This window comes from Metasolibacillus meyeri, from assembly GCF_003049505.1.
Lineage (GTDB): Bacteria > Bacillota > Bacilli > Bacillales_A > Planococcaceae > Metasolibacillus > Metasolibacillus meyeri.
The window spans coordinates 1-14,542 of the sequence record NZ_PYWN01000053.1 but is presented as its reverse complement, the minus strand read 5'-3'; the positions used below and the strand labels follow the sequence as shown (position 1 = coordinate 14,542).

Sequence of the window (14,542 nt, the reverse complement as noted above, 5' to 3'; positions counted from 1 at the left end):
CGTCGGCAGCGTCAGATGTGTATAAGAGACAGGTATAACAATTATAGGGTATATATATTTGTTAAAAAGAGAAAAATAATGATATAGAGGAATATTTTTCAGCTATTCAGATAATAATAAATGGATATAGAATATTGCTAAGGTAAAAATGTTTAATGTTGTAAGTGTAGTAAATCATTTAGTATACAAGTAATCTTGATTAAGAACAAATGTTCTTTTATAATGAGAGAGGATGATAGTATGGATGATGTTAGAGTAAATAAGAAAGTTTATTCTGTGGCACGAACTTTGGAGAGGGATACATTACAATTATCTGTCGAAGTCTTATACTTAGGCAATATTTTAGAAAGTTTCATGAAGTTGAATCGGCAGTTAAGTGAAATGCTACATAGAACCAACGAAGGCAACAAGTTTGATAGATTGATTATAGATTTTTTAGCTCTATATGAAAATATCGATGCGCAAACAGAGGGGTTGAAAGAAAAAACAAAAAAGTTAATAGAAGTAATTGAAAGGGGGGATATCGAAATTGATGAATTAAAAAGAACGGACACAACGTCTGCAAACGTTGCGACCCATTAAAAAGAAAAACATGGTTATTATAACATCCAAAAGAAACAACGACAATAGTGTTGGGAGGCGGATGCATGAATGTAAAAGAAATGACAGTATTAATGCAAAATCATACAACTGAGATTATGGATTTATCAATTAAAATGGTTTATTTAGAGGCAATACAAAATGCAGTTAGCCAGTTGATGGAGAGGGTAGATGAAATTTCTGCAAATAATTGGCATATCGAACATGGAGTAATTTATGCTGTATTTATCGAAATAGAAAAAGCTTTAAGGTTGATTGACTTTGCTTTTGTTTCTCTTTATGATCGCATGGATGTAAAAATAAACTCAATTAAAAATAATTCCGTCATGATTACTGATATGTTTGAACAATGTATTAACTGAGAATTTACCAACTTGTGTGAATAATCTTAAATATGAGAAAAGCCCCTAATCAAATGAGATAGGGGCTTTGATTAATTTGCGCAAGTTAATCAAAAATTTTTAATCTAGTATTGTTGTAAAGAAAACTACTTTTCCATAAATTTTTAAATCCAATTCGGTGTTTTTAGGAATAACTATATCTTTGAACCTATTGTCAGCGGATTCAGCTTTAAATAAAACAAAGCCATCAATATCTTGTGGAGCAAATCGCTTCAATGAATATTCACCATCGTGCTCAAAAACCACAATATCACCTTGTTTGTACTCTAACTTATCTAACACCTTCGCTACCACAATAGAACCATTTTGGATGATTTTATTCATCGATTCTCCATCAACTGTCATTGAGAATAAATTATCTGCTGTAGCATGCTTCCCTAGTAACTGTGATGGAATTTGGATGTTATCAACCTCAGTTGTTTGAATTCCTTCTATTACTGCTAATGCTCCAGCGGCTATGTTACCAAAATGGGGAATTTTGATTGAATTCAAAGTAGTAACATAAGGTGCCATCTCTTCTTTTAATATTGAATTTCCTTCATAATTTTTATCTTCTGTAATATCTGATTTCAACACTCCAAAATAATCAGCTAATAACTGAATTTTATCTATACGAGGATATTTCCTACCGTTAAACCAACTATATACTGTAGTTTCAGACACACCATATTTCTCTAATGCATTAAAAACATCAATTTTTTTCTTGTTTTTTTGTTCTAACAGCCTATTAAGGTTATTAGCCAGTATTTTTCTTTGTTCCTGTGCAGTAATTTCACTTTTACGCATTATTTTCACCTCCATGATATAGTATAGCCCTTAAAGTGCGGAATATGCAATGAAAATTTCGAAAAAACCGCACTTAAAGAGTTGACACCGCACTTTTGGTGCGATATATTCATATTAATAAAATAAGGAAGGTGATTAAAATGCCAAAAACAATATCCATCAAAGCTGCTCGAGTAGAAAAAGGATATTCTCAAGAAGCGCTAGCTCAAAAACTAGGAGTAAGTAAACGTACCATAATTTCATGGGAGAATGGAGATGTTTCTGTAAAACCTGTAAGCATGTTTGCGATTGCATATGTGTTAGGCTACAACATCGATGAACTTCGTGTACCAACAAAAAAATTTAGAGAATCACCGCACTTAAAGTACGGTTAAGGAGGCTATAACATGAATCAATTGCAAGTTATTTACCAACAAAAAGTACTTAACAAAAACTTTGAGGTTTATGGAACATATGAAAATCCACTCTTCCTAGCTAAAGATGTAACAGCCTGGATTGAACACTCTCAACCTTCAAAAATGCTTATCACAGTTGATGAAGATGAAAAGCTGAGAGGAACAATATTCCTCTCAGGTCAAAAACGTGAAATGTGGTTTCTGACAGAGGACGGTTTATATGAAGTACTTATGCAATCGCGCAAACCAATCGCAAAACAATTCAAAAAACAAGTTAAAGCGATATTGAAAGAAATTAGAACACAAGGTGCTTATGTACATGCTGCAGATGACGAAGACGAAGTGACAATACTTGCTAAGGGTATGTTGGCTGCCCAAAGAGCTATGGAACGTAAAGATAGATTGATAGCCGAACAAAAATTAGTTATCGAACAACAAAAACCAAAAGTTCTATTCGCTGAGGCTGTACAAGCGAGCAGTACATCTATATTAATCGGAGAATTCGCAAAAATATTAAAGCAAAATGGCGTTGACATTGGACAGAAAAGGTTGTTTCAGTGGCTGCGCAAAAATGGTTATCTCATCAAACAAGAGGGAACTGAGAAAAATTTACCTATTCAACGTTACATCGAGCGAGGTTGGTTTAAAGTTCGTGCAACCATCATTAAACGCACGGAAGGTGACGTTCAGGGCGGAACGACACTTATTACAGGTAAAGGGCAAGTGGAGTTGACAAACCTTTTATTAAAGGAATTTAAAAATGAAATTGCATAGGAGGTCAATATGGAAAAATTAACTCCAGAACAAACGGAAAATTGTTTGAAAAAGTTATCGGATTTATTGAATTATCTTAACGATGAAGATATTATTTTCGAATTTGATAGCTCCCTAATCGACAGATTAATTCGATGTTACGAAGTTTTAAAAGTGAAATGTGGAGATATTCCAAACGAACAAACTGAGCGATTAGAGAGATATTCAAAATGGTATTTGAAAAGTCTTACAAATGAACTTGATAGCTAAAAATCAAAAAATGTTTTCTCTTTTAATCTTTTAGATTTTTCAATATCTAGTTGGACAGTCACGTCTTTTGCATCTGAAATGTTTGTATTGATTATATCTTTTGTATGAATCCATATTTCAGCTGTAGTTGGTGTTTCCTTATCTATTTGAATGTCACTTATACAATCAAATACACCATCTTGATTTTTAACGAATACAAACATACTAGGATGATTTTGTTTTACAGCTATAATTACATCTTCTTTTAAAGAAATAAACAATCGGTCATGCATGTGATAACGTGTTTTGAATTGTTTACCGTCAATAGTTTCTAACATTGAAATCCGAGCAGTCATTGTATCACCCCCAATCTTACTAATAGTTTAACAGATTGGAGTATTAAAATAGGAGGGTTTATATGAATCAATTACCACGAAATATTAGCAGCTTGGAAGTTGCGGAAATGGTCGGTCGTGACCATAAAAATGTAATGCGTGATATTGCTACAATTTTAAGTCAATTAGATGAGCTCAAAATTGAGCCAATCTCTTATTTTGTTGAATCGGAGTATAAAGACAGTTTAAATCGTTCGAAACCATGCTACTTGCTTACAAAACAAGGGTGTGAATTATATGGCAACCGAATGACAGGCGTAGACGGAACGGCATTTTCCGTTAAGTACATCGAACGCTTCAACGAAATGGAAGAACAACAAATTAATTTCACGATGCCACAACCAACGCAAGCGGAACTAATCGCTATGATGGCGCAGCATAATGTTGAACAAGAACGCCGTTTGAATGAAGTGGAACAGCGTCAAAACCAACTAGAAGCTAAGCAAGATAACATCACTGAAATAATCGCACTCAATCCAACGGAGTGGCGCAAAAAGGTTTCTCGTATTCTTAGTAAAATTGCTGAAAGTCGTGGGGGTTTCGAAGCTCATAAGCAAGTACGTAATGAAAGTTACGAATTGTTAGAAGAAAGAGCTAGATGCAAATTAAATATTCGTATTGCAAACAAACAGAAGAACCTTTTATTAACCGGCGTAGGGCGTTCTACTATATCCAAAGTATCAAAGATTGATGTTATTGCAGATGATACACGCTTAACCGAAATTTATCTAGCGATAGTGAAGGAAATGGCTATAAAATACGGCGTTAAAGCAGAAGGGTTGGGAGCTTGATGAAAAAAGAGGATACAGGTCCGCAAATCTCTATACAAACTCAAAAACAAATGCATGCCTTTTTCATGCGAACTTCCGCACCAAGAATATACGCAAAAATGATGGAAGAGAAAAAACAAAATAACACTAATTTCAATAATTGCAACGGAAAAGAAGCGATGTAAGGAAAGGAGAACGTCATGAATGCGATTGAAGTATTACGTAAAATGACAGAAATCGTTGATAAGTACGGGCTAGCCAACTCGGTGCTAGCCACGACTTACGGCGTTGTAAGTGGTGCTCAAATAGCACTCAAAAATGATGGAGCAATAAAAAATATACCTAATGTAAAGCAACATAAACCGAAGTACAGGGGTTCAGCTGTTGAATATTACGTAGAAATTGACGGCGTTAAATTGTTTACCTGTACTACATGATTGTTAGAAAGGAGTGAATAAAATGAAACCAGCAGTACGTTTAGCACAAATCGAACTTGATACTCCTAACTGGGAGGACAATCCTGAACTTGTAGCAGAGGTCAAAAGACTACGTAAATTAATCGGCTACGGTAGACTACCGAACGATGTGAAAGCGAGAAACTATAACTATATAGTTTACGAAAATGGGCAGAAGGTTTTTGAAGGTACGTGTAAAGAGGTTGCATCCTATCTAAAGATAAGTACGCAAACAGTGCGTAATCGAGTTTGGAGTGGGAAAGAAGGTCGTCAAGGCTCAGCTAAAGGCATAAGGATTGAACGCATTATTTTAAAAAGAAATGAAATCGTAGGTGAAGTAGATGAAGTGGTTTAAAAACTGGAAGTGGGCGAAGTTATCAACCGTTGAAAGGTTATGGTGCGCGTCAAAAAGCATAAAAAAATAGCTGCTTAATCGTTGGAGCGATTAAACAGCAAGTACAAAGGAAAGTTGATATTGATATGCAAGTCCCATTATAACACATGGGATTAGAAAGGGCGAATGGATATGAACGAAAAACAAAAAGAACAATTAATTAAATTAATGCGAATGCCAGTTGGTACTACATTACAAAAAGGAAATAGAAAACGTATTTTACTAGGACTTTCGCCAGGTTTCATTATTTATACAACACCCAGCAAACCAAAGGGAAGAACAATGGAAAATATCGCATCTTTTATGAAGTGGGCAGAAGGTGCGGAAGTAATTTACTAATACACGACATTGCGAGCAAAAGCTCGCTCTCGTCAAGCAGCTTAAAAAGCGCAAGGTTGGGCGCACTCCTCATTTTTAAGTTGCTTGATGGGATTCCATCAATATATTGCGAGGTAGGTGAATTGAATGTTTGGTTATGAAGTCAAGTGCCCATATTGCGAGCACGTAAACGACGTATCAGACGCATTACAGGAATTAGACAGCGACAACATGACTGATTGGGAATGCGAGAACTGCGAACGAGAGTTTGAATTACAAGCCGAGTTTGAGCCATCTTGGAGCGCTAGCAAAATCGTATATGCCGAATGCGAAAACTGCGGTGATGTTAGCAGAGATTTTAAACAACGTGGACAGCTTTATCCTTATCCCGAAATGTATAAGGTCGATGTGCTTTGCGAGCCTTGTTGGCGCAATGGTGTATTGGCAGAGTTGAAAGATTAAAAAACCACTGCTAGGAACAGTGGCTTTGAAAAAACTTTAATTAACAAAAATTATAACACAGGAGGGTCTGTTTTATGAAGAAAATTGAATTAATGAATTTGAAATTGCAAAACTTCAAAGGCGTACAAAATTTATCGGTAAACGTAGAGGGCGGAAATGCTCGTATTTTTGGAGATAATGCAACAGGAAAGACAACGGTGTTTGACGCATTTCTTTGGCTGCTATTTGACAAAGATAGCAATAACGATTCGAAGTTTGCTATCCAAACATTAACTGACAGAGGCAACAAGGTACACAACTTAGAGCATACCGTAGAAGGTGAGTTCCTTGTAGATAGTGTTAAGGTTCATTTTAAAAAAATCTACAAAGAGAAATGGACAAAAAAACGTGGACAAGCCCATCAAGAATTTTCTGGCTATACAACGGAGCACTTTGTAGACGAGGTACCAGTTAGTAAAAAAGATTATGAAACAAAAGTTGAATCAATTGTACAAGAGGGTGTATTTAAACTATTAACTTCACCTACTTATTTTAATGAAAACGTGAAATGGCAGGACCGCCGAAATATTTTGCTTGAAATATGCGGCGACATTTCGGACGAGGATGTTATTGCATCAGATGCTGCGCTGGCAAAATTAAATGATGTTCTTAGAGGTAAATCAATTGATGATAAGAAAAAAATCATTGCCAGCAAGAAAAAACACATCAATGACGAGTTAGAAAAGATTCCTGTACGCATTGACGAAATCCACAAAATGATTCCAGAAATGAAGGTGGATGTGGACGCGTTAAATAAGCAAGTTACTTCATTAGAAACTGAAATCAACGGATTAAAAGACCAGCGCTACGCTGTTACAAACGGCGCCGCTTTATTGGATAAACAGCATCAAATAAAAGAGCTGGAAATGCAACTAAACGATTTCAAACGAACTTTCGAAGCGGATAGCAAGCAAGAAATTTACAAGCTACAAACGCGTATTCAGGAGCTACAGGGCAATGTTCAAATTATCAAGTCAGAAATTCGAACAAATGATTTTGAGAAAAATGCTACTGAGCATGAAATTAAACGATTAAATGAACACATTTCCGATAATGAGCAATCTATGCAGCGATTACGTGAAGAATATGCCGTTTTAAATGCGCAGGTATTTGAGTACAACGATGAATGTGAATGCCCAACGTGTAAGCAAACCCTACCAGTTGAACAAGTCGAGGCTGTACGTGCGGAGGCATTAGCGCAGTTTAATGAACGCATTGCTAAGCGCAAAGCAGAAATTAAAGCAGAAGGACCAGTATTTGCTACGGAAAATAAAGATATTCAAGCGCAAATCCAAGCGAACAATGACAAGCTAAATTCTGTTGTAATTCCTAAATCGGAAGAGCTACACGGAAAATTAGCATCAGTAGAAAAAGAGTTAGCGAAATTCAATGAAAAATTACAGCAAGCACAAACGGCAGTTCCAGATGTAACAGCAGCGGATCAGTACAAACAATTATCAGCTCAAATTTCTTCTTTGAATGAAGAAATTGCAAACATGAAGCTGAATGCAAATGAGGTTGTTGCAGATATTGACGCAAATATTCGTCAGCTTGAGCAAGAAAAACAGGGCGTGAATGCCGAGCTGGGGCAACTAGCAAATGCAGAAAATCAACGTAAACGTATCGCTGAATTAGAGGCAGACCAGCAACGTTTAGCCGCTGAATACGAGCAACTGGAAGGTAACTTATATCTAATCGAAACATTCACTCGTAAGAAAGTTGAAATGCTTACAGAGCGCATCAACAGCAAGTTTAAATATGCTCGTTTCAAATTATTCGAAGAGCAGGTCAATGGTGGACTTAACGAAGTATGCGAAACATTATACGAGGGTGTGCCATACGGCAGCGGTTTAAATAATGCAGCGAAAATCAATGTCGGTTTAGACATCATTAACACATTATCTGAGCATTATGGCATTTTAGCACCTATTTTCGTAGATAATGCCGAGGCTGTAACGAAGTTTATCGATGTAGAGTCACAGCTTATTAGCTTGGTAGTTTCAGAGAAGGACAAGCAGTTAAGAGTTGAATTAGATCCAATCGAATTGAAGGAGGCAATTTAATATGTCAAATGCAATAGCAAATCAACATAACCAAGTGGTGCAAAAAGAAAAACAAAATGCTTTCGTAACGAAAGTAGCTCAAAAAATAGAGCAAATGCAAGAGCAGGGGCAAATTAGTTTACCGAGTAACTATTCAGCAGCCAATGCTTTACAAGCAGCTTACTTTACATTAACAGCGGTTGATTTCAAAACAAAAGTTGCCTTAATCGATAAAGTAACACCGGAATCGGTAGCGTTTGCGCTTCAAGATATGGCAATTCAAGGTTTATCGGTTGCAAAGAAACAAGGATATTTCATTGCATACGGTGACAAATTACAGTTCCAACGTTCTTATCATGGTACACAAGCAGTTATTAAACGCTTAACAGGCATTAAAGAAATTTGGGCAAACGTCATCTGGAAAGGTGAAGAATTTGAAGTCGAGTATAACGAGCGTGGAGTACTCACTTTCAAATCACATAAGGCAGATTGGAAAGCGGCAACAGGTCAAAAAGAAGATATTGAGGGTGCTTATTGCATCATTGAACACGAGGATGGACGACAGTATTTAACTGTAATGACAATGGCAGAAATTTTAACTTCATGGTCACAATCTAGTAATCAATCCGTACAGAACAAATATCCGCAGGAAATGGCGAAACGTACCGTTATCAACCGTGCAGCAAAAGCATTCTTAAACACTTCGGATGACAGCGATCTACTTGTAGATGCTATTAATCGAACAACAGAAAATGAATTTGAACCGCAAGTTAAAGACATGGGGGATGTGCAAGAGGTTCAGTATGAAATTGCACAAAATGCCAATTCGGAGGAATTAGATATTGCCGCAACAACAGAGACCGATAAACCAACGAAAAAACAGACAGTAGAAGTTATTGAACCTGTTCAGGATGAAATTAAGCAGGAACAACTATTCCCTGATGATGATCCTGGTTTCTAAAAATGATTGATATTCAAACATTAGCAACAGGTTCAAAAGGCAACTGCTATCGCGTAAGTGATGGCAGTACAGCCTTACTTTTAGAAGCTGGTATCAGTTTTTCAGCAATCCAAAAAGAACTTGGTTTTAAAACTTCTAAAATAGCGGGTGTGCTTATATCTCACGAGCACCAAGACCACTGTAAAGGCGTAGAGGGTTGTTTAAAGCGTGGAATGACAATTTATATGTCAAAGGGCACAAAAGACGGTATGGGCTTAAATAACGAACAAATTCGCGTTATTAAGAGTAAGGAGCAGTTCCGAATTGGCACGTGGACTATTTTGCCTTTTGATGTGCAGCATGATGTAAACGAGCCGTTGGGGTTTTTACTACAAAGCGACAACGGTGGCAAGCTCTTGTTTGCTACTGACACATACTACGTCAAATATCGCTTCACAGGGCTTACACACATCATGATTGAGTGCAATTATGACCAACAGACATTGGACGAAAATGTTGAGAGTGGGCGTGTACACCCAGCAATGCGTAAACGTGTCATGCAGTCGCATTTTTCACTCGAAAATCTATTAGACTTCTTTTCTGCTAATGATTTGAGCGAGGTTGAAGAAATACATTTGCTTCACTTATCGGACAACAACAGTAACGTGGAGCGCATTTTTAAAACAGTAGCAAGAGCTACAGGCAAAATGATTTATATACAATAAATAATATCGAGGGCTTAAAAAGTAAGGAGGGCTAGGGCAATGGCTGAATCGAACATTATTCAGTTTGAAGGTATTTTGTCTAAGGGCTATGGCATTATTCCGAAAATGGTCACTCGCGACAAAGAATTATCAATAGAAGCAAAAGCGATTTATGGCTATTTAGCAGCATTCGCAGGACAGGACCACCAAGCGTTCCCTGGTGTAAGCCTTATATGCGATGAATTGAATATTTCGGAAAACCGTTATTTAAAGCACCGAAAACAACTGATCGATAAAGGATACATCGAAGTAAAACGAGAGCGAACCGAGAATGGTTTCTCGAAAAATATCTATATCTTAAAACAAATTATCGACTGCTCCGTATCCATTCAAAACGTAGGCATACAAAACGTAGGCATAGGAAACGTAGGCATACAAAATGAAGGTACTATAAGTAACAGCTCTATAATTAACAACTCTAAAAATAACAAAGATATAAATACACCACCACCTACTATTATTAATAATCATAGTAATGGTATCCCCCAAGTGGATGCAGGGTGGGGGTTGGTGATGGAATTCTATGAAAAAAATATTCATCCAATGCCATCACAACTCGTTATTGAAAAGTTAGGATTCATGTATGACATACATCCAATTGGTGAGTTGGCTGTCGAAGCATTAAAAATAGCAGTATTAAATAATGCTAAGAACAAAATTTATTATGCTGAATCCATTTTAAAACGATGGAATGAAATGAACTTCACAACAGTAGAACAAATTGAAAAAGAGCGAGGTGAAAAGCATGCAGGAGATAAACCAAGCGAACAGCGAAGCTCTTTCGAGGATACGTTCGGGCATAAAGTGGACTTCTGAGAGATGTGAAACACATAACATTCAATACATGGAAATTGAAAAAGAAGAAGGTAAATGGGAATCTGTATGCCCACGCTGTCGATTAGAAATTGAAAATGAAAAGTTCCAACAGCAGATGCAGCAAGAAATACATGAGCAAGTCCAACGTAGAAAATACAATACATTAGCTTCTAAAAGCTTAATACAAGATGACTCTATTAAACTAGCGCGCTTTGATAACTATGAGGACTTAGGGGCAGAGGAACGCGTTAATAAGCAGCATGCATTACGTATTGTCGAAAGATATAAAAAAGGGGAACGCTTCAACTTATGGATTCAATCGCTTATTACAGGGGTAGGAAAGTCACATTTAGCAATGGCGATTCTAAAAGCTCTTAATAGTTTAGAGGTTAGCACTCTCTTTATTGACATTGATGAAATGCTACGAAAAATTCGCTCAAGCTTCGATGATAAAGAAAGCCCTTTTACAGAGGCGTATTTCATTGATTTGTGCTCAAAGGTAGATTTCCTCGTCCTAGATGATTTAGGGGCTGAGACAGGCGATATAGATACCGGAAAACGTGCATCTGATTACACTAGTCGGATATTAAGAGCAATCATGAATGGTAGACAAACAAAAAGCACAATTATTACTACGAATTTGAATAGTGAACGTTTAAATAAAATTTATGACCGTAAAGTTATCAGTCGCATGATGACAAATATCGAATCAATAGTATTTGAAAAAGCGAAGGACAAGCGTATTTCAAAAATTAACTTTTGAGGTGATGGTATGGCGAAGGCGAAAGAGAGGCGTGCGAAGGGGTGGACGTCCATACAAGGTGAATATGTCATGTGTCCAGTGCCAGATTGCGGACACATGGGAGCGATGATTACTAAGGCGCATTGTCGGATAGCTCATAATTTGGAGCGTAGTGAGGTAGAAAAACAGTTTGGCGGTGCCTACAGGGTGCTAAAGAGACAGGGAGGGCGATGAGGAATGACAGGGAATTGTAGAGAAATCATTTTTTTAGCATATCTCAAATATCTCAAACACTTAGCGAAAGTAGTAAGTATAGATTTCAAGCACCGTGAAGTAACTGTATTGCTTCTAGGTAACGAGGAAGCAGGTGAATTCGAATTTAGTTTTAGTGAGATTGAGCTTATGGAATTTACAGGATTAAAAGACATGAATGGCAAGAGGATTTATTCGGGTCACATAATCAAACAAGCTTATATTACTCGCGAAAATGAAGATGGCATTAATTACACAGGTCATCACATCGGAAAGGTGATTATTACGGCTAGTAAAGGTGTATGTATGCCGAATCCGTGGGTATTTGATGATGAAAGGGATAAACCTTACAAAGCGAATCAATACAAGACTGTTGTAGGTTATCGTTGTGAAATCATCGGAAACATCCATGAACACAGTCATTTATTGGAGGTGCAAGCATGAATATAGAGGCGATTAAAGAGCGAGTATCAAGTATTAGTTTAAGTGATGCATTTTGGCAGCATCCCCTGACTAGAGTTAATGTCACGAAAGATTTAATTAATTTAGTTGATAAGGTTGAACACTTGCAAACAGAATTAGCCAAACTAGATGAATGTTTTGAAGTCATGAAGAAAACAGTTTTTAAGCTGCAAGATGCAAATGAACAATTTCAGGAAGCACTTGAGTTTTATGCAGACGATGACTGGTATCACCTCAAACAGGATGGCGAAATTGTCATTTTAAAAGATGGCGGGGATATAGCGCGCGAGGCATTGGGATTGGCAGGTGAATCAAATGACTAACTATTTCACATATCTAGGCTACAACGGACCACCGCCATTAGCGATTATCTTGTGGTACAAGCCAAATGAGGACAAACCCTCTTCCAAAACAGTTTGTTTTGACGAACAACAAGTAATGGACGTTTACAACCGATATTTAACGCCTAGCGACATGTACAGCAAGCTTAAACCGTCAATCCATATCATTGAGCCTAACGAAATTAAAACGGCTGTACGAGCTTCCTAGAGTGCTAAAAAGGGGTGATAATATGAATTACATTTTATTCACAAGCCCAAAGCATGAAAGTATAAAGTTCGATTTTACGCAAGAGCAGATAAAACTCTTTCGTAAGCTGTGGAAAGATGGGGCGGGGCATAGCAAAATTTGCGAAGAGTTAAAAATCAATAAAAACACATTAGCTTTACTGATAATCGACCAAAGTGTCGTAGGAGCGATTGACAATAGACCAAGCGGCATATTCGGGGACAAATAATAAATCGCGCATTCTTTAACGTGTTAATTATTAGCAAACTACTTAGAGTGCTGCTAAAAGGAGTTTAATTATGGGACGACTGAAATTCTATCTTGTTAAATTTCTCGTTTTGATTTCATGTGTACCAGCATATCCATTCTTGATTATCGGTGTATGGATGGAAAGAAATTCGTGGACACAAGCAAAGTTTTCGGAAGTTAACGCTGATTATTGGATGGATATCTACATGACACTCACTGTAAAGTACGAAAAATCTATCTTTTATAAAAAAGGAGCAAACAAATGAACTTACAAAAATTATTTGAGATGCAAGCGAAGCTAGACGAGCACATCATGCAGCAACACCCAGAATTACGAGGGCAAAACAACCTTGACTGGAAGCTTCTCGCGCTACAAGTTGAGCTTGGGGAGTGCGTTCGCCAAAAACAAAACCAACCACGAAAGGCAGTTGAATGGTTATTGACATACATGGAGCTGTACAAACGTGTGGACAAGGACAAGTTGATAGTCGTGGGAATGTTTACAGCCGAGGAAGTTAGATATTTGAGATATGAGGGTTACAAGCTAGTACAGCAAAACAAAAACGGAATCAGAGTGGAGGGGTATCGTGCAACAGGTTGACGTACAAAACGCACAGTTAACAATACTGATCAATATTGATGGTCAGATGTATCTGACTGGATTTGATAAATCGCAGTACGAAGCTGTTCAAGTGCTTGTAAAAACAGCAATTAAAACTGTGATTCCAACAAAGGTGACACAAGGTAAATTGAATGAATTTTTGGGGGTGAATCTATGAAACTATGCGAACGATGCAGCAGGCCGTTAAAGTCGCAGAAGTCACAGGAGTATGGCATGGGGCCAGTATGCAAACGAAAGCATGAAAAAGAGCTGAAAGATGCCGAATTTGAGCGTAATCAAGTGAACATGGACGAGGTTATTGAGGAGGCTACGGCATGAAAAAAGATGCATGGGTATTACGTTTGAAAGATGAATTTAACGATAGTAAGGCACCTCAATACTATACAGGAAACGACGAGGACGAGGGACTTACGAAAGATTTAAGAGAGGCAAATATCATCTATGACAAGGATGCTGCTGAAATTTGGATGAAAAAATGGGAAGAGGCTATCTTTAAAAAGTTTGGCAATGATGCGATTTGCAATGCTGGTTATACACACATGATGAAGCATTTTGAATGGGTACAGGTGGAAGTAGAGGAAGTGGATATCGCATGATTCAATTTGTCATTCCTGGCAAGGTACAGGCGCAGGAGCGACCAAGATTTTCGAGGGCAGGCAAGGGCGTCAGAACTCATGACGCCCCAAAATCCAAAAACTATAAAGAGTGGGTAAGCATCATAGCTATGCAAAATAAGCCACAGGAGCCATTACAGGGAGCTTTACGACTAGAGGTTGATATTTATGTCATGCCACCAAAAAAGTATCACACAAAGCCAAAGCAAGCACTTATTGCTCGTGGTGAGTTACGACCTGTTACGAAACCTGATATTGAAAATCTTTTAAAAGGCATCATGGATGGTATGACGGGTATCATTTATCGAGATGATGCGCAGATTGTGGAGTTAGTAGCCCGCAAGTGGTACTCAATGGAGCCGCGCGCCGAAATTAAGGTGCAGCAAATAATTTAAGTATAAGAACCATTTTGTATAGTACCAGGAGGTGATTGAATGATTGAAGAATTATGGCAT

The 14,542-nt window shown here is 37.4% G+C and carries 28 protein-coding genes; 26 read left to right on the top strand and 2 right to left on the bottom strand.

What is annotated here, in order from left to right; all coding sequences use genetic code 11:
• The first annotated feature begins 240 nt into the window (after positions 1-240).
• Complete coding sequence (locus C9J34_RS09060; protein WP_107839544.1) at positions 241-582, top strand: hypothetical protein; 342 nt, start codon at positions 241-243, stop codon at positions 580-582.
• A 65-nt stretch (positions 583-647) separates the two neighbouring features.
• Positions 648-962 (top strand): hypothetical protein, encoded by a 315-nt coding sequence (locus C9J34_RS09055; RefSeq protein ID WP_107839543.1) that lies wholly within the window; start codon positions 648-650, stop codon positions 960-962.
• Positions 963-1,061: 99 nt separating this feature from the next.
• Here the strand turns inward: C9J34_RS09055 and C9J34_RS09050 are convergent, their stop codons facing one another.
• Positions 1,062-1,787, bottom strand: a complete 726-nt coding sequence (locus C9J34_RS09050; protein WP_107839542.1) for a LexA family transcriptional regulator — start codon at positions 1,785-1,787, stop codon at positions 1,062-1,064.
• 140 nt (positions 1,788-1,927) lie between these two features.
• On the opposite strand from C9J34_RS09050, the gene C9J34_RS09045 reads away from it, so the two are divergent.
• The 3 genes from C9J34_RS09045 to C9J34_RS09035 are packed head-to-tail and all read left to right on the top strand — an operon-like array spanning position 1,928 to position 3,205.
• Positions 1,928-2,161, top strand: coding sequence for a helix-turn-helix transcriptional regulator (locus C9J34_RS09045; RefSeq protein ID WP_107839541.1), 234 nt, complete (start codon positions 1,928-1,930; stop codon positions 2,159-2,161).
• 12 nt (positions 2,162-2,173) lie between these two features.
• Positions 2,174-2,956 (top strand): phage antirepressor, encoded by a 783-nt coding sequence (locus C9J34_RS09040; RefSeq protein ID WP_107839540.1) that lies wholly within the window; start codon positions 2,174-2,176, stop codon positions 2,954-2,956.
• 9 nt (positions 2,957-2,965) lie between these two features.
• Positions 2,966-3,205, top strand: coding sequence for a hypothetical protein (locus tag C9J34_RS09035; RefSeq protein ID WP_107839539.1), 240 nt, complete (start codon positions 2,966-2,968; stop codon positions 3,203-3,205).
• On the opposite strand, the gene C9J34_RS09030 is transcribed toward C9J34_RS09035, so the two are convergent.
• On the bottom strand, positions 3,202-3,540 hold the full coding sequence (locus tag C9J34_RS09030; protein WP_107839538.1) for a hypothetical protein: 339 nt from the start codon (positions 3,538-3,540) through the stop codon (positions 3,202-3,204). The genes C9J34_RS09035 and C9J34_RS09030 overlap by 4 nt on opposite strands.
• A gap of 62 nt (positions 3,541-3,602) precedes the next feature.
• Here C9J34_RS09030 and C9J34_RS09025 point away from each other — a divergent pair, with 62 nt between their 5' ends.
• The 21 genes from C9J34_RS09025 to C9J34_RS08930 all read left to right on the top strand — a co-directional run bounded on the left by C9J34_RS09025 (position 3,603) and on the right by C9J34_RS08930 (position 14,482).
• The gene (locus tag C9J34_RS09025) at positions 3,603-4,370 is read left to right on the top strand and encodes a Rha family transcriptional regulator (protein WP_107839537.1); all 768 of its coding nucleotides are present in this window, start codon (positions 3,603-3,605) and stop codon (positions 4,368-4,370) included.
• Positions 4,367-4,534, top strand: a complete 168-nt coding sequence (locus tag C9J34_RS21900; RefSeq protein WP_193768948.1) for a hypothetical protein — start codon at positions 4,367-4,369, stop codon at positions 4,532-4,534. Before C9J34_RS09025 ends, C9J34_RS21900 begins: the two co-directional genes overlap by 4 nt.
• A gap of 15 nt (positions 4,535-4,549) precedes the next feature.
• Complete coding sequence (locus tag C9J34_RS09020) at positions 4,550-4,786, top strand: hypothetical protein (RefSeq protein WP_107839536.1); 237 nt, start codon at positions 4,550-4,552, stop codon at positions 4,784-4,786.
• Positions 4,787-4,808: 22 nt separating this feature from the next.
• The gene (locus tag C9J34_RS09015; RefSeq protein ID WP_107839535.1) at positions 4,809-5,159 is read left to right on the top strand and encodes a hypothetical protein; all 351 of its coding nucleotides are present in this window, start codon (positions 4,809-4,811) and stop codon (positions 5,157-5,159) included.
• A gap of 171 nt (positions 5,160-5,330) precedes the next feature.
• Positions 5,331-5,537: a hypothetical protein gene (locus tag C9J34_RS09010; protein ID WP_107839534.1), complete on the top strand. Its 207-nt coding sequence runs from the start codon at positions 5,331-5,333 to the stop codon at positions 5,535-5,537.
• 126 nt (positions 5,538-5,663) lie between these two features.
• Positions 5,664-5,978, top strand: coding sequence for a hypothetical protein (locus tag C9J34_RS09005; protein ID WP_107839533.1), 315 nt, complete (start codon positions 5,664-5,666; stop codon positions 5,976-5,978).
• 74 nt (positions 5,979-6,052) lie between these two features.
• Positions 6,053-8,080: an AAA family ATPase gene (locus tag C9J34_RS09000; RefSeq protein WP_107839532.1), complete on the top strand. Its 2,028-nt coding sequence runs from the start codon at positions 6,053-6,055 to the stop codon at positions 8,078-8,080.
• 1 nt (position 8,081) lies between these two features.
• The gene (locus C9J34_RS08995) at positions 8,082-9,020 is read left to right on the top strand and encodes a RecT family recombinase (protein WP_107839531.1); all 939 of its coding nucleotides are present in this window, start codon (positions 8,082-8,084) and stop codon (positions 9,018-9,020) included.
• Positions 9,021-9,022: 2 nt separating this feature from the next.
• Positions 9,023-9,724, top strand: coding sequence for an MBL fold metallo-hydrolase (locus tag C9J34_RS08990; RefSeq protein WP_107839530.1), 702 nt, complete (start codon positions 9,023-9,025; stop codon positions 9,722-9,724).
• Between the two features lie 39 nt (positions 9,725-9,763).
• Entirely contained in the window at positions 9,764-10,579 is an 816-nt protein-coding gene (locus C9J34_RS08985) for a DnaD domain protein (protein ID WP_107839529.1), read from the top strand.
• Positions 10,509-11,342 (top strand): ATP-binding protein, encoded by an 834-nt coding sequence (locus tag C9J34_RS08980; protein WP_107839528.1) that lies wholly within the window; start codon positions 10,509-10,511, stop codon positions 11,340-11,342. Before C9J34_RS08985 ends, C9J34_RS08980 begins: the two co-directional genes overlap by 71 nt.
• Positions 11,343-11,558: 216 nt before the next feature.
• Positions 11,559-12,017 (top strand): YopX family protein, encoded by a 459-nt coding sequence (locus tag C9J34_RS08970; protein ID WP_107839526.1) that lies wholly within the window; start codon positions 11,559-11,561, stop codon positions 12,015-12,017.
• On the top strand, positions 12,014-12,358 hold the full coding sequence (locus tag C9J34_RS08965; protein ID WP_107839525.1) for a hypothetical protein: 345 nt from the start codon (positions 12,014-12,016) through the stop codon (positions 12,356-12,358). The genes C9J34_RS08970 and C9J34_RS08965 overlap by 4 nt, the downstream gene beginning before the upstream one ends.
• Entirely contained in the window at positions 12,351-12,584 is a 234-nt protein-coding gene (locus C9J34_RS08960) for a hypothetical protein (RefSeq protein ID WP_107839524.1), read from the top strand. The genes C9J34_RS08965 and C9J34_RS08960 overlap by 8 nt, the downstream gene beginning before the upstream one ends.
• Positions 12,585-12,606: 22 nt before the next feature.
• A complete protein-coding gene (locus tag C9J34_RS08955) occupies positions 12,607-12,831 on the top strand; it encodes a hypothetical protein (RefSeq protein WP_107839523.1) in 225 nt (74 codons plus the stop codon).
• 70 nt (positions 12,832-12,901) lie between these two features.
• Positions 12,902-13,117: a hypothetical protein gene (locus tag C9J34_RS08950; RefSeq protein ID WP_107839522.1), complete on the top strand. Its 216-nt coding sequence runs from the start codon at positions 12,902-12,904 to the stop codon at positions 13,115-13,117.
• Positions 13,114-13,452, top strand: a complete 339-nt coding sequence (locus C9J34_RS08945) for a dUTP diphosphatase (RefSeq protein WP_107839521.1) — start codon at positions 13,114-13,116, stop codon at positions 13,450-13,452. Before C9J34_RS08950 ends, C9J34_RS08945 begins: the two co-directional genes overlap by 4 nt.
• Positions 13,439-13,630, top strand: a complete 192-nt coding sequence (locus C9J34_RS08940) for a hypothetical protein (RefSeq protein ID WP_107839520.1) — start codon at positions 13,439-13,441, stop codon at positions 13,628-13,630. Before C9J34_RS08945 ends, C9J34_RS08940 begins: the two co-directional genes overlap by 14 nt.
• Positions 13,627-13,791 (top strand): DUF6011 domain-containing protein, encoded by a 165-nt coding sequence (locus C9J34_RS22890; RefSeq protein ID WP_274523357.1) that lies wholly within the window; start codon positions 13,627-13,629, stop codon positions 13,789-13,791. The genes C9J34_RS08940 and C9J34_RS22890 overlap by 4 nt, the downstream gene beginning before the upstream one ends.
• Entirely contained in the window at positions 13,788-14,069 is a 282-nt protein-coding gene (locus tag C9J34_RS08935) for a hypothetical protein (protein WP_107839519.1), read from the top strand. The genes C9J34_RS22890 and C9J34_RS08935 overlap by 4 nt, the downstream gene beginning before the upstream one ends.
• Positions 14,066-14,482 (top strand): RusA family crossover junction endodeoxyribonuclease, encoded by a 417-nt coding sequence (locus C9J34_RS08930; protein WP_107839518.1) that lies wholly within the window; start codon positions 14,066-14,068, stop codon positions 14,480-14,482. Before C9J34_RS08935 ends, C9J34_RS08930 begins: the two co-directional genes overlap by 4 nt.
• The last annotated feature ends 60 nt before the right edge of the window (positions 14,483-14,542 follow it).